17 protein-coding genes and 1 tRNA gene are annotated in these 17554 nt (G+C 70.4%); 8 read left to right on the top strand and 10 right to left on the bottom strand.

The features are described from left to right. Window positions 1-11: 11 nt before the first annotated feature. The 3 genes from OG246_RS14920 to OG246_RS14910 all read right to left on the bottom strand — a co-directional run bounded on the left by OG246_RS14920 (window position 12) and on the right by OG246_RS14910 (window position 2934). A complete protein-coding gene (locus OG246_RS14920) occupies window positions 12-1106 on the bottom strand; it encodes an LLM class flavin-dependent oxidoreductase (protein WP_266461398.1) in 1095 nt (364 codons plus the stop codon). Window positions 1107-1411: 305 nt separating this feature from the next. Continuing rightward, on the bottom strand, window positions 1412-2143 hold the full coding sequence (locus tag OG246_RS14915) for a decarboxylase (RefSeq protein WP_266461391.1): 732 nt from the start codon (window positions 2141-2143) through the stop codon (window positions 1412-1414). Next, entirely contained in the window at window positions 2140-2934 is a 795-nt protein-coding gene (locus tag OG246_RS14910) for an aspartate/glutamate racemase family protein (RefSeq protein ID WP_266461388.1), read from the bottom strand. The genes OG246_RS14915 and OG246_RS14910 overlap by 4 nt, the downstream gene beginning before the upstream one ends. Before the next feature lie 221 nt (window positions 2935-3155). Between OG246_RS14910 and OG246_RS14905 the strand changes: the two genes are divergently transcribed. After that, on the top strand, window positions 3156-4103 hold the full coding sequence (locus OG246_RS14905) for a D-2-hydroxyacid dehydrogenase (protein ID WP_266461385.1): 948 nt from the start codon (window positions 3156-3158) through the stop codon (window positions 4101-4103). A gap of 50 nt (window positions 4104-4153) precedes the next feature. Continuing rightward, on the top strand, window positions 4154-5563 hold the full coding sequence (locus OG246_RS14900; RefSeq protein ID WP_266461384.1) for an amidase: 1410 nt from the start codon (window positions 4154-4156) through the stop codon (window positions 5561-5563). On the opposite strand, the gene OG246_RS14895 is transcribed toward OG246_RS14900, so the two are convergent. Continuing rightward, complete coding sequence (locus OG246_RS14895; protein ID WP_266461382.1) at window positions 5560-6075, bottom strand: DUF3830 family protein; 516 nt, start codon at window positions 6073-6075, stop codon at window positions 5560-5562. The genes OG246_RS14900 and OG246_RS14895 overlap by 4 nt on opposite strands. Window positions 6076-6175: 100 nt before the next feature. Between OG246_RS14895 and ehuB the strand changes: the two genes are divergently transcribed. The 6 genes from ehuB (at window position 6176) to OG246_RS14865 (ending at window position 10344) form a co-directional block, all read left to right on the top strand. Then, window positions 6176-7108, top strand: a complete 933-nt coding sequence (ehuB, locus tag OG246_RS14890; RefSeq protein ID WP_266461380.1) for an ectoine/hydroxyectoine ABC transporter substrate-binding protein EhuB — start codon at window positions 6176-6178, stop codon at window positions 7106-7108. Then, window positions 7105-7764 (top strand): ectoine/hydroxyectoine ABC transporter permease subunit EhuC, encoded by a 660-nt coding sequence (gene ehuC / locus OG246_RS14885; protein ID WP_266461371.1) that lies wholly within the window; start codon window positions 7105-7107, stop codon window positions 7762-7764. The genes ehuB and ehuC overlap by 4 nt, the downstream gene beginning before the upstream one ends. Further along, window positions 7761-8411, top strand: coding sequence for an ectoine/hydroxyectoine ABC transporter permease subunit EhuD (ehuD, locus tag OG246_RS14880; RefSeq protein WP_266461368.1), 651 nt, complete (start codon window positions 7761-7763; stop codon window positions 8409-8411). Before ehuC ends, ehuD begins: the two co-directional genes overlap by 4 nt. Continuing rightward, complete coding sequence (gene ehuA, locus OG246_RS14875) at window positions 8401-9186, top strand: ectoine/hydroxyectoine ABC transporter ATP-binding protein EhuA (RefSeq protein WP_266461364.1); 786 nt, start codon at window positions 8401-8403, stop codon at window positions 9184-9186. Before ehuD ends, ehuA begins: the two co-directional genes overlap by 11 nt. A gap of 226 nt (window positions 9187-9412) precedes the next feature. Continuing rightward, window positions 9413-10171 (top strand): IclR family transcriptional regulator, encoded by a 759-nt coding sequence (locus tag OG246_RS14870; RefSeq protein ID WP_266461361.1) that lies wholly within the window; start codon window positions 9413-9415, stop codon window positions 10169-10171. A 99-nt stretch (window positions 10172-10270) separates the two neighbouring features. Then, a tRNA-Lys gene (locus OG246_RS14865) sits at window positions 10271-10344 on the top strand. Between the two features lie 67 nt (window positions 10345-10411). On the opposite strand, the gene OG246_RS14860 is transcribed toward OG246_RS14865, so the two are convergent. The 6 genes from OG246_RS14860 to OG246_RS14835 all read right to left on the bottom strand — a co-directional run bounded on the left by OG246_RS14860 (window position 10412) and on the right by OG246_RS14835 (window position 17453). Then, the gene (locus OG246_RS14860; protein ID WP_266461357.1) at window positions 10412-11722 is read right to left on the bottom strand and encodes a M18 family aminopeptidase; all 1311 of its coding nucleotides are present in this window, start codon (window positions 11720-11722) and stop codon (window positions 10412-10414) included. A gap of 201 nt (window positions 11723-11923) precedes the next feature. Further along, the gene (locus OG246_RS14855) at window positions 11924-12568 is read right to left on the bottom strand and encodes a response regulator transcription factor (protein WP_266461354.1); all 645 of its coding nucleotides are present in this window, start codon (window positions 12566-12568) and stop codon (window positions 11924-11926) included. After that, entirely contained in the window at window positions 12562-13755 is a 1194-nt protein-coding gene (locus OG246_RS14850; protein WP_266461351.1) for a sensor histidine kinase, read from the bottom strand. The genes OG246_RS14855 and OG246_RS14850 overlap by 7 nt, the downstream gene beginning before the upstream one ends. A 665-nt stretch (window positions 13756-14420) precedes the next feature. After that, complete coding sequence (locus OG246_RS14845; RefSeq protein WP_266461348.1) at window positions 14421-16118, bottom strand: AMP-binding protein; 1698 nt, start codon at window positions 16116-16118, stop codon at window positions 14421-14423. Window positions 16119-16167: 49 nt separating this feature from the next. Beyond that, window positions 16168-16683: a DUF3592 domain-containing protein gene (locus OG246_RS14840; protein WP_266461345.1), complete on the bottom strand. Its 516-nt coding sequence runs from the start codon at window positions 16681-16683 to the stop codon at window positions 16168-16170. A 152-nt stretch (window positions 16684-16835) separates the two neighbouring features. Continuing rightward, window positions 16836-17453: a lytic polysaccharide monooxygenase gene (locus OG246_RS14835; protein WP_266461342.1), complete on the bottom strand. Its 618-nt coding sequence runs from the start codon at window positions 17451-17453 to the stop codon at window positions 16836-16838. Between the last annotated feature and the right edge of the window lie 101 nt (window positions 17454-17554).

Here is a 17554-nt window from a genome sequence, read left to right as displayed (position 1 = left end):
GAGCGGCGGGTTCAGGACGCCTGCGGCAACCCGTACGCGTCCGCGATCAGTTCGTACGAGCGCAGCCGTAGGTCGCCGCTGTGGGCGTGCGAGGTGAGCATCAACTCGTCGGCGCCCGTGCGCTTCTGGAGGTCGTCGAGGCCCGCGCGGACCTCGTCCGAGGTGCCGTGGATGACGTTGGAGTTCCAGGTGTCGATGAACTCACGCTCCATCGCGCTGAATTCGTACGCCTCGGCCTCCTCCGGGGTCGGGACCAGGCCCGGTCGGCCGGTGCGCAGGCGGACCATGTTCAGGGCGGCGGCCAGGACCTGGCGGCGGGCCTCCTTCTCGTCGTCCGTGGCGAGGGCGGAGACGCCGATGAGGGCGTACGGGGCGTCCAGGACTGCGCTCGGGCGGAAGGACTCCCGGTAGAGGTCCAGGGCCGGGATCGTGTTCTGGGCCGAGAAGTGGTGGGCGAAGGCGAAGGGGAGGCCGAGGGATCCGGCGAGGCGGGCGCTGAAGCCGGAGGAGCCGAGGAGCCAGATCGGGGGGCGGTGCGGGGACTGGACTCCGCCGGGGGAGGTCGACTGGATCGGGCCCGGGACGGCGTGGATACGGGCGTATCGGTGGCCGGGCGGGAAGTCGTCGTCCAGGAAGCGGGTCAGCTCCGCGAGCTGTTCGGGGAAGTCGTCGGCGCCTTCGTTCAGGCGGTCCGTGCGGCGGAGGGCCGCGGCTGTGGCTCCGTCCGTGCCGGGGGCCCTGCCCAGGCCCAGGTCAACTCGGCCCGGGGCCATCGCCTCCAGGGTGCCGAACTGCTCCGCGATGACCAGCGGGGCGTGGTTGGGGAGCATGACGCCGCCCGAGCCGAGGCGGATGCGGGTCGTGTGGGCTGCCAGGTGGGCGAGGATCACCGCTGGGGACGATGACGCCACGCCCGGCATGGAGTGGTGTTCGGCCACCCAGTAGCGGTGGAAGCCGCGGGATTCCGCGAGGCGGGAGATCTGGACGCTGGTGCGGAGGGCTTCGGTCGCTGTGCGGCCTGCGCCGACTGTGACCAGGTCCAGTACGGAGAGAGGCACCGGGGCGGTGCCCTCTGCCTTGCCGCGGATCTCGTCCGTCTCGTTCACCGGGGTGCCTCCTGTTTTCGTGCGTCGCGCTGTCCGCGGGGTAACAGGAGGGTGTCCCCGGTTATTCCCGGGGGTGGGGTGGGGTGGGGGCTGGGGCAAGGCGTTTTTCGCCCCCTCCGCCCCTACCCGACCCTTGTTCCTGGGGCTCCGCCCCAGACCCCGCTCCTCAAACGCCGGAGGGGCTACCCCTAGCCCGTCCGGCGTTTGAGGACGAGGCCGTCCAGGCCGACAAGCGGGGGTCTGGGGGCGGCAGCCCCCAGGAACGGGACGGGTAGGGGCGGAGGGGGCGAAAAACTCCCCACCCCTCACGCCTGCACCAGCGGTTCCTTCGTGAACAGCGTGCCCAGTTCGGGGGCGTTCACGCGGCGGCTCGTCAGCCGTAGTGCCTCCCAGACCGTGACCTGGTTCGCGGTGAGGACCGGCTTGGCCAGGGCCGTCTCCAGGGCCGGGATGTGGGAGGCGGTGTGGAGGGCGGTGTCGGGGAGTAGGACGGCGTCCGCGTCGGGGTGGTCGGCCTCGCGGGCCAGGGCGAGGACCTCGGCCTCGCCCCAGGTGCCGACCTCCGCGGCGGTGACGATCCCGGAGGCACGCACCGAGACCACCTCGACACCGGCGTCGCCCAGGAACGCGGCGAAGAGCGCGGTCACGTCGTCCGGGTACGTCGCCGCGATGGCAACCCGACGCACCCCCAACTCCCTTACCGCGTAGGCGAATGCGAAGGAGGTGGAAGAAGCGGGCAGCCCCGCCGCACGGGCGAGGGAGCGGACCTGTTCGTGGGCGCCCTCCCAGCCGTACACGAAGCTCCCACTGGTGCAGGCCCACACCACCGCCTCGGCCCCCGAGAGCCGCAGCTCCTCGACCCCCGCCGCGAGCCGCGCCGCCGAGCCCATCTCGAGGAGCGCGTCCACCCGGTGCGCGTCCTCGCCGATGTCCGTGTGGACGACGGGCAGGCGGATGTCGCTGCCGAGGAGCTGCTCCATGCGCGGGTAGTCGTCCTCGGCCGAGTGGCCCGGGTAGAGGAATCCCAGTGCGGTCATGCCCAACCTTCCTGCTGGTTCCGTTCCGGCAGTACGGGGCCGCTCTGGCGAGGGCGAGCCGATTCGTCCAGCAGCGCCTGATAGGGCCCCACCGCCCGGGTACCCAGATGCCGCAGGGCTGCCCACATCGTCACCTGGTTGGCCGAGATCACCGGGATCCGCAGCTCGGCCTCCAGCTGGGGGATGACGTCGTACGTCGGAAGGTTGGTGCAGCTGATGAAGAGCGCTTCGGTGGAGTCCCGGACGCTGCCGCGGGCCATTTCGACCACCTCGCGGTACGGGACCTTCCAGATGTGGCTGGTCAGGCCGAGCGAGGCGCGGCCCGTGACCGTGATGCCGGCCTCGGCCAGGTACTCCTCCAGGGACTGGGTCACCGAAACCGTGTAGGGGGTGACGAGCGCGATTCGGCGGGCGCCCAACTCCCCCAGCGCTTCGAGCAGGGCGCCCGAGGTGGTGACCGACGGGACCGCGCCCGCCCGTGTCATCGCCTCGCACATCGCCCGCTCGCCCGCCACTCCGCCCACGAAACTGCCCGAGGTGCAGGCGTACGCGACGACCTCGGGCGCGACCGCGTTCAGCGCGCGTACCGCGTTGCCGAGCGTCTCATGCTCGGATACCAGGCGGGCCAGGTCCAGGCTGACCTCGACCGGCACGAACGGGGTGCGGGTGAGGTGCAGGGAGACGTCGTCCGGGACCCAGCGCCACAGTTCGCGGTCGAGGGCGAAGTCGAACGGGGCGACGACGCCGATGCCGCGTTGCGGCCGGGGTCCGCCGAGAAAGGAGACGTCCATGGCAGGCACCGGCCTCACTGAGGGAAACGGGTGAGCAACGGTCCGTACTCGGATCCGTGTTGACGAAGGTAGGTTCGGGTGCGAGCGTGGTCAATCCGCGCATCTCAGACGGCTATGACCCACCCTCAACTCTTCGGAGAAGCATCCCTTCGAAGAGACACCTCTTCAGACGAGCACCCCTTCAGAGAAGCGGACCCGTATTGCGAAACGGTTTCCCGACGATGCCCGGTACGACTCTGCTTGTCCTCGACGCCGAACCGCTCCCCCGCCTCGGCAAACTCACTGGGCGGGTCCGGATCGAGCACGCCGACGCGTCCACGCTGGCCGAGCTGCTGCCGCGCGCCGACGTCCTGCTCGTCTGGGACTTCACCTCGCACGCCGTGCGCGACGCCTGGCCCGGTGCGGGTCCGCGGCCGCGCTGGGTGCACACGGCGAGCGCGGGTGTGGACCATCTGATGTGCCCCGAACTCGCCGCGTCCGACACGGTGGTGACGAACGCGCGCGGAGTCTTCGACGAGCCGATCGCGGAGTACGTCGCCGCGCTGGTCCTCACGATGGCCAAGGATCTGCCGAGGACGTGGGACCTGCAGAGGCAGCGGGCGTGGCGGCACCGGGAGTCGCAGCGGGTGGCGGGCACGCGCGCCTGCGTGGTGGGTTCCGGGCCGATCGGGCGGGCGATCGTCAAGTCCCTCAAGGCACTTGGCATCACGACGGCCCTGGTGGGACGCACCCCGCGTACCGGCATCCACGGCCCCGAGGAACTGGACCGGCTGATGGCGCGCGCCGACTGGGTGGTGTCCGCGGCGCCGCTCACCGAGGCCACGTACGGCATGTTCGGCGCGCGGCGCTTCGGGATGATGCAGCCGTCGGCTCGCTTCATCAACGTCGGACGCGGGCAGCTCGTCGTCGAGGACGCGCTCATGGAGGCGCTGTCGAAGCGGTGGATCGCTGGGGCCGCCCTCGATGTCTTCCAGCACGAACCGCTCGGCCCTGACAGCCCGTTGTGGGAGGTGCCGGGGCTGATCGTGTCACCGCACATGAGCGGGGACACCGTCGGCTGGCGCGATGAACTCGGCACGCAGTTCGTGGAGTTGTACGAGCGTTGGGAGGCGGGGAAGCCGCTGGCGAACGTCGTCGACAAGAAGCGTGGATATGTACCGGGGCACTGAACTCCCCAGCTCCCTCTGGCCGTGACACTGAACTCCCTTTGGAGGGGCCGATGTCGGAACTCACCGAGCTGACCGCCATGCAACTGGTCGACGGCTACCGCAAGGGCGAATTCAGCCCCGTGGACGCGACGCGCGCGGCCCTCGATCAGGCCGGTCGCGTCCAGCCCGCCGTGAACGCGTTCGTGCGGGTGGACGCGGACGAAGCCCTCACCCGGGCAGGGGAGTCGGCGGAACGCTGGCGGCGGGGCGCGCCCGCGGGCCTGCTCGACGGCGTCCCGGTCACCGTCAAGGACATCATCCTGCTGCGCGGCGGCCCGACCCTGCGCGGCTCCAAGAACGTGGATGCGCAGGGCAGTTGGGACGAGGACGCGCCGTCCGTCGCCCGCCTGCGCGAACACGGCGCCGTCTTTCTCGGCAAGACGACGACACCCGAGTTCGGCTGGAAGGGCGTCACGGACTCGCCGCTCTCCGGAGCGACGCGCAATCCCTACGACGTCTCGCGCACCGCGGGCGGCTCCAGCGGCGGCAGCGCGGCGGCCGTCGCGCTCGGCGCGGGTCCGCTGTCGCTGGGCACGGACGGGGGTGGCAGCGTCCGTATCCCGGCCGCCTTCTGCGGGATCTTCGCGCTGAAGCCGACGTACGGGAGGGTGCCGCTGTATCCGGCGAGCGCCTTCGGGACGCTCTCGCATGTGGGGCCGATGACCAGGGACGCCGCCGATGCCGCGCTGATGATGGACGTGATCAGCGGGCCCGACGCGCGGGACTGGTCGGCGCTCGGGCCGGTGACCGGCTCGTTCGTGGACGCGCTGGCGGGCGGGGTGCGGGGGCTGCGGGTCGCGTACTCGCCCTCGCTGGGCGGGCAGGTCGCGGTCCAGCCGGCGGTCGCGGCGGCGGTACGGGGGACGGTGGAGCGGCTCGCCAGGCTCGGCGCGTACGTCACCGAGGCCGACCCCGACTTCACCGATCCGGTGGACGCCTTCCACACGCTCTGGTTCGCGGGGGCGGCCCGTGTGACCCAGCGTTTCGGGCCCCACCAGCGGGAGTTGCTCGACCCCGGCCTCCGCGAGATCCGCGACCTCGGCGCCCGCGTCAACGCCCTTGAGTACCTGGCTGCGGTGGACGTCCGTATGGAGCTGGGCCGGCGGATGGGCCTCTTCCACGAGTCGTACGACATCCTGGTCACGCCGACGCTCCCGCTGACCGCGTTCGAGGCGGGCGCGGAGGTGCCGAAGAACTCCGGCCACCGCCGCTGGACGGGCTGGACCCCGTTCACGTACCCCTTCAACCTGACCCAGCAGCCGGCGGCGACCGTCCCGGTCGGGCTGGACCCGGACGGCCTCCCGATCGGCCTGCAGATCGTGGCCGCCCGCCACCGCGACGACCTCGTCCTGCGCACGGCACACGCGCTGTACGAGGCGGGAGCCGCGGGGGTGGCTCGCCCTGAGCCAATCGAGAACTAGATCCGGCGGAAGCTGAGCGTCTCCCCCAGCGCCCCCGAGCGCCACAGGTCGTTGCAGGCCTCGGCCATCGTGTCGAGGCCCTCGGTCACCTGGCCCCAGACGATGCCCGGCACCCAGCCGACATCGCCGTTGAGCAGCAGGTTGTTGCGCTCGTAGAAGAGGGCGAGGTCGACGACCGTGGCGCCCGACTTCACCTCGGTGTCGTAGCCGTACGCCTTGGTGCCCAACTCTGTGCCCTCGAAGGCGAAATAGCATAGATCGCCGGGTATCGGGGTGACTGTCGGGTTCTCCAGGGGTGGTTCCGTGTGTGCGAAGGGTGGGAAGAGGGCGTAGATCTCGTTGCGGGCGTACTTCGCGTGGTAGACGTCGCCGCTCAGCGGGAGGGCGTCCCACACCGCCGCGCAGGTGATCGGCGCGCGGTCGTCGAGCAGCTTCGCCGTGCAGTGGACTCCCCGCTTGACCAGGGAGATCTCGATGTGGCGGTCGGAATCGCGGTGGGTCATGCACTCCATGGTCCCGCCGCGGTCAAGAGGGCCTGCCCCGGGATCAGGGAGGCGTACGGGGCTCAAATCGATCCGCATAAGTCGGATCGGCTCGGGTAGCCGCGCGGCCATGGCTCCATCACTGAGAAACGACACGAAGAACGCGAGGGACGCGGAGAAACGAAGTCCCAGCCGGCGGGCGCTGCTCGCCGGCGCCTCGGCACTCGGTGCCGTCGGCGCGCTGGGCGCGGCCGGTTGCAGCCGGGTCGCCACGGCGTCCGGCGTGGACGGCGGCGATCTCCTGGACCGGCTCAAGGCGCAGGGCGTCGTACGGCTGGGTATCGCCGGTGAGATCCCGTTCGGCTACATCGACACGGACGGCAAGCTGACCGGTGAGGCGCCGGAGCTCGCGAAGGTCATCTTCAAACGGCTGGGAGTGGATCGCGTCCAGCCGGTTCCGATCGAGTTCGGCTCGCTCATCCCCGGGCTTCAGTCGCAGACCTTCGACGTCGTGTCCGCGGGGATGTACATCAACCCCGAGCGCTGTGCGCAGGTCATCTTCTCCGACCCGGACTACCAGATGCTCGACGCGTTCATCGTGCGCAAGGGCAACCCGAAGAACCTGCACGACTACAAGGACGTCGTCGCGGCCAAGGCCAAGTTCGCGACCGGGACCGGCTACGCCGAGATCCAGTACGCCGTCGAGGCCGGGTACAAGGAGAGCGACATCCTGATCGTGCCGGATCAGGTCGCCGGGCTGAACGCGGTGGAGGCGGGGCGTGCCGACGTCTTCGCCGGAACCGCGCTGACCGTCCGTGAAGTGGTGAAGAAGTCCGCCAAGGCCGAGAGCACCGAGGCCTTCGCGCCGCTGGTGGGCGGCAAGCCGCACATCGACGGCGGCGGCTTCGCCTTCCGGTCCACCGAGACGAAGCTGCGGGACTCCTTCAACGTGGAGCTGAAGAAGCTGAAGGACAGCGGCGAACTGTTCCGCATCCTTCAGCCCTTCGGTTTCACCAGGGCCGAGATGACCGACATGACCGCGAAGGAGCTCTGCCGCGGATGACCTCGGGACTCTGGGAACTGGTACTCAAAGGGGTCTGGGTCACCGTCCAACTGCTGTTCTTCAGCGCCCTGTTGGCCGGTGCCGTCTCCTTCGTCGTGGGGATCGCGCGCACCCACCGGCTGTGGATCGTCCGCTTCCTCGCGGGCTTCTACACCGAGGTGTTCCGCGGCACCTCCGCACTGATCATGATCTTCTGGGTGTACTTCGTGCTGCCGCTCGCCTTCGGCTGGCAGCTGGTGCCGATGTGGGCGGGCACGCTCGCGCTGGGACTGACGTACGGGGCGTACGGCAGCGAGATCGTGCGCGGCGCCCTGAACGCGGTCGATCCCGCGCAGCGCGAGGGCGGTGTCGCGCTCAGCTTCACGCCCTGGCAGCGGATGCGGCTGATCCTGCTGCCGCAGGCGATACCCGAGATGATCCCGCCCTTCTGCAACCTGCTGGTCGAGCTGCTCAAGGGCACCGCCCTCGTCTCGATCATGGGGATGGGCGACCTGGCGTTCAGCGGCAACCTGGTGCGGCTGGCCCTGCAGGAGAGCGCGGAGATCTACACGTACATCCTGCTGGTCTATTTCGTGATCGCCTTCCTCCTCACGCGGGTCATGCGCGGTCTGGAACGGCGGCTCAAGGCCGGGGTCGCGGGCGGAGGTGCCTCATGAAGTGGGACTGGAGCGCGGTGAGTGACTTCATGCCGCATTTCTGGGACGGGCTGCTGGTCACCCTGCAGGCGCTGGCCCTCGGCTCGGTGATCTCCTTCGCGCTCGGCCTTGTGTGGGCGCTGCTGATGCGTACGCCCAGCAGGTGGGTGCGCTGGCCCGTGGGTGTCATCACGGAGTTCGTCCGGAACACCCCGCTGCTGGTGCAGTTGTTCTTCCTCTTCTACGTACTGCCCGAGTGGGACATCACGTTCTCCGCGCTGACCACCGGTGTCGTCGCGATCGGGCTGCACTACTCGACGTACACGATGCAGGTCTACCGGGCCGGTATCGAGGGTGTGCCCGCCGGCCAGTGGGAGGCGGCCACCGCGCTCAGCCTGCCCCGGACGCGCACCTGGACCGCGGTGATCCTGCCGCAGGCCGTCCGGCGGGTGGTCCCGGCCCTTGGCAACTACGTCATCTCGATGCTCAAGGACACCCCGCTGCTGATGGCGATCACCGTGCTGGACATGCTCGGTGAGGCGCGGCTGTATTCGCAGCAGCATTTCCAGTTCACCGAGCCGCTCACGGTCATCGGTGTCGCCTTCATCCTCATTTCCTATCCGGCTTCCCTGCTTCTGCGAGCCCTGGAGCGACGTCTTGTCCGCTGACCCGAATTCCGCCGCCACGAAAACCACCGATGCGAATCCCGGCGAGCTGATCCGTTTCGACGGCGTCACCAAGCGCTTCGGGGACAACACCGTTCTCGACGGCCTGGACTTCACCGTCGATTCGGGGAAACACGTCACGCTGATCGGGCCCTCCGGCTCCGGCAAGACGACGATCCTGCGGATGCTGATGACGCTGACCCAGCCCGACGAGGGCACGATCGCGGTCGCCGGGGAGCGGCTCTTCCCGGCCGGCGAGAAGGAGGTCCGCGAGGTCCGCAAGAAGATCGGGATGGTCTTCCAGCAGTTCAACCTGTTCCCGAACATGAAGGTGCTCAGGAACATCACGGAGGCGCCCGTCACCGTCCTCGGCATGTCCAGGGACGAGGCCGAGGCGCGCGCCCGTGAGCTGCTGGACCTGGTGGGTCTCGCGGACAAGTGCGACGCGTATCCGAGCCAGTTGTCCGGCGGCCAGCAGCAGCGCGTGGCGATCGCGCGGGCGCTGGCGATGCGGCCGCAGGTGCTGCTCCTTGACGAGGTGACGTCCGCACTCGACCCCGAGCTGGTCGCGGGTGCCCTCGATGTCCTCCGTGACATCGCCCGCACCACCGACATCACGATGCTCTGTGTGACCCACGAGATGAATTTCGCCCGGGACATCTCGGATCAGGTCCTGATGTTCGATTCCGGCCGTGTGATCGAGTCCGGGCCGCCGGAGAAGATCTTCAGCGATCCCGGCCAGGAAAGGACCCGGGAATTCCTCAGTGCGGTCCTTTGATTGCGGGGAGTGAACAGGGCCGAATAAGGTAAGGGGCGAGGTCCGGATCGTGGGGCATGCCTTACGCATATTGCCTTCGGCATATGCCAGAGTGGCGCGTTCCTGCTGAGCGGCTTGGAGCGCGCCACCAATCTCGTCAACAGACGCTCACAGCAAGCACTTTGACGGCTATCGTGGTGGAAGCTCAGCTGTCCGAAACAGGGCCCAGAAAGCGCAGGGGGAAACCGTGGCGCTGAAGAACGAGCCGACCGCGCCGTACCACTCGGCCCAGGACGCCCTCCGCGTCCTGGAGACGGTGTCGCGGCACTCCACCGGCGTCCTCGACACCGAGATCGCCCGCCGCACCGGCCTCGGCCCGGACCGCCTGACCAAACTGCTGCTGATGCTGCGCCGGGAGGGGTACGTCGAGCAGGTCGCCGACGGTGCGTACGTCAGCGGCGCTGCCCTCAACCGGCTCACTTCCGCCCATGGCCGCGACCGGGCACTGCGCGAGAAGCTCCAGCAGACCATCGACCGGCTGCGTGACACGGTCGGCGCCGCGATCTACATCAGCCGGTACGTCGACGGTGAGATCCACGTCACCCAGTACGCGGACGGACCCGCGACCCCCGCGGTCAACGAATGGGTCGACTTCCGCTCCTCCGCCCACGCCAGCGCGATCGGCAAGAGCCTCCTCGGCCAGCTCGACCACAACGGCCGCCGCGACCACCTCTCCCGCCACAAGATGGCCCGCCTCACCTCGCGCACCATCACCAACGAGCGGCTGCTGCTGTCCCATCTCGAATCCCAGCCGGCCACCGTTCCCGTGCTCGACCTCCAGGAGTACGCGATCGGCACGGTGTGCGCGGCGGTCCCCATCACGGCGGGCTCTTCCGTCGGCTGCCTCGCCCTGTCACTGCCCGTCGAGCACGCGCACCGGCTTCGCGCGGCGGCGGACTCACTGAACCGCGGGGCGGGCCCGGTGCTCCTCTCCCTGGCCATCTAGGGCGGCGTCCGGGGGCCAGGAGCGTGGTCCGGAGCACCCCGGCGGACCAGGTAGTATTTCTTTTGTCGCCGCCCGCCGAGCGCGGGAGGCGAGAGTCATGCGCCGCTAGCTCAGTTGGTTAGAGCAGCTGACTCTTAATCAGCGGGTCCGGGGTTCGAGTCCCTGGCGGCGCACAACTGATGAAGGCCCTCCACGATGTGGGGGGCCTTTCACGCATGCCCGGCACCTGTCGGTGCGGGCTCAGCCGGCCGTGACGAACTCCGTGAGCACCCGGGTGAGCAGCCCCGGATCCCGCGCCCCGCACAGTTCGCGCGCCGAGTGCATCGACAGGCCCGGCACGCCCACGTCGACGGTGGCGACGCCGAGGCGGGCCGCGGTGATCGGGCCGATCGAGGTGCCGCACGGAATGGCGTTGTTGGAGACGAACGGCTGCCACGGCACCCCGGCCCGTTCGGATGCGGCGGCGAAGGCTGCGACGCCGGTGCCGTCGGTGGCGTACCGCTGGTTGACGTTGACCTTGATGACGGGACCCCCGTTGGGGAGGGGGCGGTGGTCGGGGTCGTGGCGCTCGGCGTAGTTGGGGTGGACGGCGTGCGACATGTCGGAGGAGACGCAGAAGGCGCCCGCGAGTGCCCGGTTCCAGTCCTCGCCGCTGCCGCCGCGCGCCGTGACACCGCGGCTCAGCACCCGTTCCAGCAGGGGGCCCTGGGCGCCGGACTCCGAGCCGCTGCCGACCTCCTCGTGGTCGAAGGCGGCGAGTACGGGGATGTGCGCGGGCGGCCGGGAGGTGGCGGCGGAGACCAGCGCGGTGACTCCCGCGTGCACCGAGATGAGGTTGTCCAGGCGCGGGGAGACGATGAACTCCTCGTCCGCGCCGAGGTATCCGGGCGGCTGGATGTCGTGCAGCATCAGGTCCCAGCCGAGGATCTCGGCGAAGGCGGTGTCGGCCTCGTCGGCGATCCGGCCGAGCAGGGCGCCGGGTTCGGTGCCGCCAAGGCCCCACACCGGGGTCATGTGCCGCTGCCGGTCGAGGGCGAGCCCCTCGTTGACGGTCCGGTCGAGGTGGATGGCGAGCTGCGGCACACGCAGCAGCGGCTTGTCGACGCGGACCAGCCGGGTCGACCCGTCGCGCAGGGTCAGCCGCCCCGAGACACCGAGGTCGCGGTCGAGCCAGGTGTTGAGCGGTACCCCGCCGTAGATCTCCACGGCGATCTGCCGCCACCCCGCCGAGCTGGTGTCGGGCGAGGGCTTGATCCGCAGGTTCGGCGAGTCGGTGTGCGCGCCGATGATCCGGAACGGCGTGCGGGCCGGGGCGCCCCGGGGGACGTACCAGGCGATCAGCGCGCCACCCCGGACGACATAGCGGCCGCCCTCGGCGCCGGTCCAGTCGTCCGTCTCACGCAGTTCTTCGAAGCCCGCCTTCTCCAGTCGCTGGGCGGCGCTCGACACCGCGTGGTACGGCGAGGGGCTGGCGTTGACGAAGGTGAGCAGGTCGTCGCTGTGACGGCGGGCGTCGACGGGGTCGTTCGCGGTGTCATGCGTGGGGGACATGAGTGCCTTTCAGGTGCTGTTGAGGGTTGTCACGACAGGCAGGCACATGACAACCGCCTATGCGGGAAGGCCCGGCGCCGACGCGGTTGTCCGGTGCATCCTCCCCCCGTGGAGCGCGGGGGATTCCTCGCGGGCGCATGGATATACGGAGCCGTGAAGTATCGGTCCAGGGAGGCGGCAACCGTGACGCCCCGGGCGCCCTCAGCCCCGCAGATATGCCAGTACGGCCAGCACCCGTCGGTGCGTGTCCTGGGCCGGAGGCAGGTCCAGCTTCCCCAGGATGTTGCCGATGTGCTTGCCGACGGCCGCCTCGGAGACGACCAGTTCGCGGGCGATCGCACCGTTGGACCTTCCCTCGGCCACCAGGCCGAGGACCTCGCGCTCGCGCGGAGTCAGCGCCTCCAGCGGATCGCGCCGCCGACGCAGCAACTGCCGTACGACTTCGGGGTCCACGACCGTGCCACCCTCGGCGACCCGCCGCACCGCCTCCGCGAACTGCTCGACCTGGCCGACGCGGTCCTTGAGGAGGTAGCCGACTCCGGTGCCGTCCCCGGTGTCGAGGAGTTCGGCGGCGTAGGCGCGCTGGACGTACTGGCTGAGGACGAGCACCGGGAGCCGCGGGTCCGCCGTGCGCAGAGTGAGGGCGGCGCGCAGGCCCTCGTCCTGGAAGCCCGGGGGCATCCGTACGTCGGTGACGACGAGGTCGGGGGCGTGCGCCGAGACGGCGTCGCGGAGTGTGTCGGCGTCGCCGACCGCCGCGACGACCTCGTGCCCGAAGCGGTTCAGCAGCCCGACGAGCCCCTCGCGCAGCAGCACACTGTCCTCGGCGAGTACGACTCTCAGCAAGGGATCTCCATCGTCAGGACGGTCGGCCCACCGGGCGGGCTTTCGACGGTCAGTGTCCCATCGAGGACGGCCAGCCGGTCGGCGAGTCCGGTGAGCCCGGAGCCCGACCCGGGGTCGGCTCCCCCGCATCCGTCGTCCCGCACCTCGATCCTCAACCGGACCTCCTCGTACCGCCCTTGGATCCACGCCCGCCCGGCCCCGCTGTGCCTGCCCACGTTGGCGAGCGCCTCCCGCACCGCGAAGTACGCGGCTGACTCCACCGGTTCGGCGAACCTCGGCAGCTCCACGTCCACCTCCACGGGTACGGCGGACCGGTCGGCGGCGTCGGCTATCGCGTCGCCGAGCCCGTAGTCGGCGAGCACCTGCGGATGGATGCCGTGGATCAACTCCCGTAGCTCGACGAGGACTTGATCCGCCTCCGCGTGGGCCTCCGTCAGCCGCGCCGCCAGCTCGGGCGGCGCGTCGAGGCGGGCCAGGCCCAGCCTCATGCTCAGCGCCACCAGCCGCTGCTGCGCCCCGTCGTGCAGATCCCGCTCGATCCGCCGCCGCTCGGCCTCGAACGCCGCCACCAGGCGGGCCCGGGACTTCGTCACCTCGGCGAGCTGCCCCTCGGCCTGGCGCGGTGCGAGCAGCAGCCGGGTGAGGGCGGCACGGGCATGGGCGTACCGCACGAGGGGCCACCGGAGTAGGAGGATGAGGGCGAGGCCGCCCGCGGCGCACAGGAACGCCTGCCCGTACGTGTGGATCAGCCACAGCTTGACGCCCCGGGTTTCGTCGCCGCCGACGATCGCGAGTTGTGCCGGCGTCCCGATCATCGCGCCGGGGATCCCGAGGGCGACGGTCAGTACCACCACGTCCAGCGGCCACAGCACGACCGCGAGCAGTAGGGCGTACCCCAGTTCGCGCCAGGTCGCCGGCTCGGTGAACCTGAGCCTGGCCCAGGCGGCGGGGCCGGGCTCGTCCGGGGTTCGGTGGGGGGTGGGCACCCGCGCCGGGTGGACGAGCTGCAGCCGCCATCGCTCCAGCGCCCCTACGGGTACGCCGGTCAGCGCGAGCAGTGCAAGGAGCGGCAGCCCGACGAGCACGGGGGTCAGCCCGGCCCCGACGATGCCGAGCAGCAGCATCCCGACGAGCAGCGGGGCGCCGACCAGGACGCCGCTGATGAGGTAGCGCACGGAACGGGTCACGCGCTCACGGTAGGCGGGGCGTGACCTCACGGAACATGGGGTCCGTGGGTGTACCAGGGGTAGGGCTGGGCATACCTTGCCGCCGGTTCGGGCCCGCCCTGGCCACGCCGCCAGTTCGGGCCCCGCCCCGCCCTCGCCGCCGGGCCGGGGCCGCGCGACCCCACCGCCGGACCGGGCTGGCGACCCTGACCGCCGGGCCGGGCTCGCGGCCCTGACCGCCGGGCCGGGCTCGCGACCTCCACCGCTGCGTCGGGCCTCGCCACCCTCACCAGCGAGTCGAACTCGCCACCGTCACCCCCGCTCTACGGCAGGTGTGGGCCGGCTCACTCCTGACGCGTACGGTCCCCTGGGGCCGGCCTTGGCTGATTTCGCCCCCTCCGCCCCTACCCGTCCCGTACCTGGGGGCTGCCGCCCCCAGACCCCCGCATCGCGCTGACGCGCTCGTCCTCAAACGCCGGACGGGCTGACACCGGGCGTGCCGAAGCCGCCACCCTCACCATCGGGCCGAACTCGCCACCGTCACCGCCGCGTCACCCTCACCACCGAGCCGAACTCACCACCTTCACCGCCGCGTCAGGCCCCGCCACCCCCACCACCGAGCCGGACTCACCACCGTCACCGCCAGGCCAAGCCCGCCACCCTCACCGTCAAGCCAGGGGCCGGCCCTACCTCGTCAGCAACTCCTCGCGCCCCCGCGCCCGGTACTCCGCGACCAGCTCCTCGACCTCCGCCTCCGCCAGCCTCCGGTAGGCGCACTCCCCCGGTGGCCGCCACCAGACCGGGTCCGCGCATCTGAAGCCCTCGCGCCGGAGCCCGACCCGGTGGACCTTGTTCGTTGCCGTGACGGGCATCCGCTCCACGATGCGTATGAAGCGAGGGGTCATCTTGGTTCCCAAGTCGGGCTGGGACAACAGGAATTCACCGAAGTCGAGCGGATCGAAGGAGACGGCGGACCGGAGCGCGAGGGCCGCCATGACCTGGTCACCCGCGACCGCGTCCGGCACGGCGTACACCGCCACAGCGGCAGCGCCCTCGTACCGGGCGAGGATGTTCTCGATCACGGCGGCGGCGAGGTTCTCGCTGTCGACGCGCAGCCGGTCGTCGGTGCGGCCGGCGAAGTACAGGTATCCGTCGGCGTCCCGGTAGAAGAGGTCGCCGGTCCAGTACCAGCCTCCCCCACTCTCGGCTTCGCTCGAGCGGGGGGACCCCCATCGCCTGCGGTCGGCGTCCGCGGCCGGGTTGCGCCAGTAGCCCTCGAAGGGGTTGGGTCCCCGATTTACCAACTCCCCTATCGACTCGGCCCCGTTGAGCAGCCGCCCGTCCCCGGCGAAGACGGCGGCCGGGCATTCGCGTAGCGTGCCGGGGTCGACCACGGCGAGGTCGTCGTCGGGTGCCGCCCGTCCGATCGCCCCGGCCGGGGTGCCGGAGGTCCGCTGGATGGCCGCGCCGCCCTCCGAGGAGCCGTAGCCCTCGACGAGGCGCACCCCGAAGCGCCGCTCGAAGGCGGCCGCGTCGACCGCGCCGGCCTCTGTTCCGAAGCCCATGCGCAGTGGGTTGTCGCGGTCGTCGGGGTGGGCCGGGGTCGCCAGGATGTACTGGACGGCGCGCCCCACATAGGTGAAGTACGTGGCCCGGCAGGCCCGTACGTCCGCGAGGAACCCGGAGGCCGAGAAGCGCCGCCGCAGCGCCACCCCCGCGCCCGCGGCCAGCGCGGGTGCCCAGTCGGCGATCACCGCGTTGCCGTGGAACATCGGCATGCAGATGTAGTGCGTGTCCTCCCGCCGCACGCCGAAGTGGTCGACGAGCGACTGCCCCGCGGCGGCGAGCCTGCCCTGGGTGCAGATCGCGGCCTTGGGGGCGCCGGTCGAGCCGGAGGTGAAGTAGAGGAGCAGGCGGTCCTCGGGGGAGGCCGAGGACGCGTCGGGCTTCGTGCCCTCGTACGGCGTGAGGAGGTCGGCGTACGCGTCCGTGTCGGTCACCAGGACGCGTACGCCCGGGAGTTCGAGACCGTCGAGGAGCGGCAGGTGGGCCTGTTCGGTGATCAGGACGCGGCACTCGGTGTGCAGGATGTCGCGGGCCAGTTCGGGGCCGCGCCGGGTCGGGTTGATGCCCGCGACGGCGGCACCCGCGAGGGCGGCCGCGCTCAACCACATCGGGTACTCGGGGGTGTTGTCGAGCAGCACGCCGAGGTGCGGCGGCTCGGCACGTGGCGGCAGCAGGTCGGCGAGCAGCGCCGCCCGGGCCGCCGCGCCCGCCGCCACCCGGTGGTGGCTCAGGACCCGCCCCTCGAACCACAGCCCCGGCCTGTGGTCGTTCCACCGCTCCTGCACGAGCTCCGCGACGGTACGCCTCATGGATCCCATGGGGGCGCACCATAATTGACGTACCGTCAGATGGGGAGGGTCGCGGGACCTACGGCACCTCGTCGTAGGGCACGTCCGGCTCCTCATAGGTCACGTGCGACCCCCCGAAGGGCATGTCGAACGATGAGCTCATCTGGTGATACGTGACCATGAAGCCGATGCAGAAGGCGGCGGCCACTCCGAGGAAGACCAGGATGCCGATCGTGCCCGCGGCGGCCTTGACCGGGCTCGGCGCGTGGGCGGTGGCCTTCTCGGGTCGCTCGGCGGTGTAGTGGACGGTGACGATGTCGCCTTCGACGATCGTGGAGGGACCGCTGCTCTCGTCGAAGCGGACCGCCCTGCCCTCGCGCGTCCGGAACTCGTAGACATGGTGCAGCGTCGTGGACACGGAGCTGTCGCCACCGCCGCCACTGGTCGTCGTGTACGAGCGCAGACAGCGCGCCTCGGCGGTCAGCCCGCTGTTCCAGGCGCTGCGCAGCTCCAGTGAGCGGCGGATGATCCTGACCGCCGCGAATGCCACCAGGGCGATGATCAATCCCGGTACGGCGTAGAAGAACACGTCCATAGCGATTCCCCGTTGTTCGGTGCAGTTGCAGTTCCCCGCACGTCGACCTGGTCTTGTCGGCGTGCGGGGAACCTACCCGCTGGGGATGTCGGTGCAGCTCAAGGGAGCCTCAGAAAACAAGGTCCCTTCAGGTCGCCCTGGGACGTGACGTTCTAGAACGTGACGTCCGAGCAGGCGTAGAACGCGTTGGCCGTGTCGGCGATCGTCCACACCGCGACGATGACGTGGTGCCCGGTCCGGCCCGTGGGAATCGTGCCACTGTGCGAGATCGTGGACGGCGGGCGCGCGTTGTTGTAAGGGACGGTGAGGAACGGCGTGGTGTTCAGGTCCGAGCGCGCGAGCGCGTGGTTCTGATTCCAGCCCTGCTTGGTGAGGTAGTACTTGAAGTCGGTCGTGGCGTGCATGGCGGTGAACTGCCAGCGGAACGTGTAGCTGGCCCCGCCGGTGACCCTGGTCGTCGGCCAGGCGCCGCCCGACGGAGTCGTCGGGCTGTTGAGCTGACCGAATTCGGTGTGGTTGGCCGAGCAGATCTGGCCGTCGGCCGCACCTGCCGCGGGGAAGCCCTTCGGGCCCTCCACGCTCTGCGGCTCCCACTGGATGTTGCCGCAGTTGGTCACCGTGCCGTTCTGACACAGCTTCTGCCGGCTGATGGGGAGGTCGGTGTAGCCGTGGCCGCTGGCACCGCCGCTGGAGAGCACGAGCGCTCCCGTCGTGGCGAGGCCGACCATGCCCGCGTACCACTTCGCTTTCCTGGTCGCACGTATGCGCATCCTGCCGCTCCTGAGGACGTGGGGGAGGTTCACATGAGCTGAGCGCGAGATGTTTCAGGTCTAGACCAAGCCTCAGATTATTACCAGGACTTGAACATGTC

Origin of the sequence: Streptomyces sp. NBC_00620 (assembly GCF_026341825.1) — a bacterium.
Classification (GTDB): Bacteria; Actinomycetota; Actinomycetes; order Streptomycetales; family Streptomycetaceae; genus Streptomyces.
The sequence above is the reverse complement of the archived record's forward strand: the minus strand, read 5'-3'. Positions and strand labels throughout refer to the sequence as shown.

Bases quoted from the DNA above. Each gene is read 5' to 3' on its own strand.
- OG246_RS14915 (WP_266461391.1), bottom strand. From the start codon at position 2,143: ATGACCGCACTGGGATTCCTCTACCCGGGCCACTCGGCCGAGGACGAC.
- OG246_RS14910 (WP_266461388.1), bottom strand. From the start codon at position 2,934: ATGGACGTCTCCTTTCTCGGCGGACCCCGGCCGCAACGCGGCATCGGC.
- OG246_RS14905 (WP_266461385.1), top strand. From the start codon at position 3,156: ATGCCCGGTACGACTCTGCTTGTCCTCGACGCCGAACCGCTCCCCCGC.
- OG246_RS14900 (WP_266461384.1), top strand. From the start codon at position 4,154: ATGTCGGAACTCACCGAGCTGACCGCCATGCAACTGGTCGACGGCTAC.
- OG246_RS14895 (WP_266461382.1), bottom strand. From the start codon at position 6,075: ATGGAGTGCATGACCCACCGCGATTCCGACCGCCACATCGAGATCTCC.
- ehuB (WP_266461380.1), top strand. From the start codon at position 6,176: ATGGCTCCATCACTGAGAAACGACACGAAGAACGCGAGGGACGCGGAG.
- ehuC (WP_266461371.1), top strand. From the start codon at position 7,105: ATGACCTCGGGACTCTGGGAACTGGTACTCAAAGGGGTCTGGGTCACC.
- ehuD (WP_266461368.1), top strand. From the start codon at position 7,761: ATGAAGTGGGACTGGAGCGCGGTGAGTGACTTCATGCCGCATTTCTGG.
- OG246_RS14860 (WP_266461357.1), bottom strand. From the start codon at position 11,722: ATGTCCCCCACGCATGACACCGCGAACGACCCCGTCGACGCCCGCCGT.
- OG246_RS14845 (WP_266461348.1), bottom strand. From the start codon at position 16,118: ATGGGATCCATGAGGCGTACCGTCGCGGAGCTCGTGCAGGAGCGGTGG.
- OG246_RS14840 (WP_266461345.1), bottom strand. From the start codon at position 16,683: ATGGACGTGTTCTTCTACGCCGTACCGGGATTGATCATCGCCCTGGTG.
- OG246_RS14835 (WP_266461342.1), bottom strand. From the start codon at position 17,453: ATGCGCATACGTGCGACCAGGAAAGCGAAGTGGTACGCGGGCATGGTC.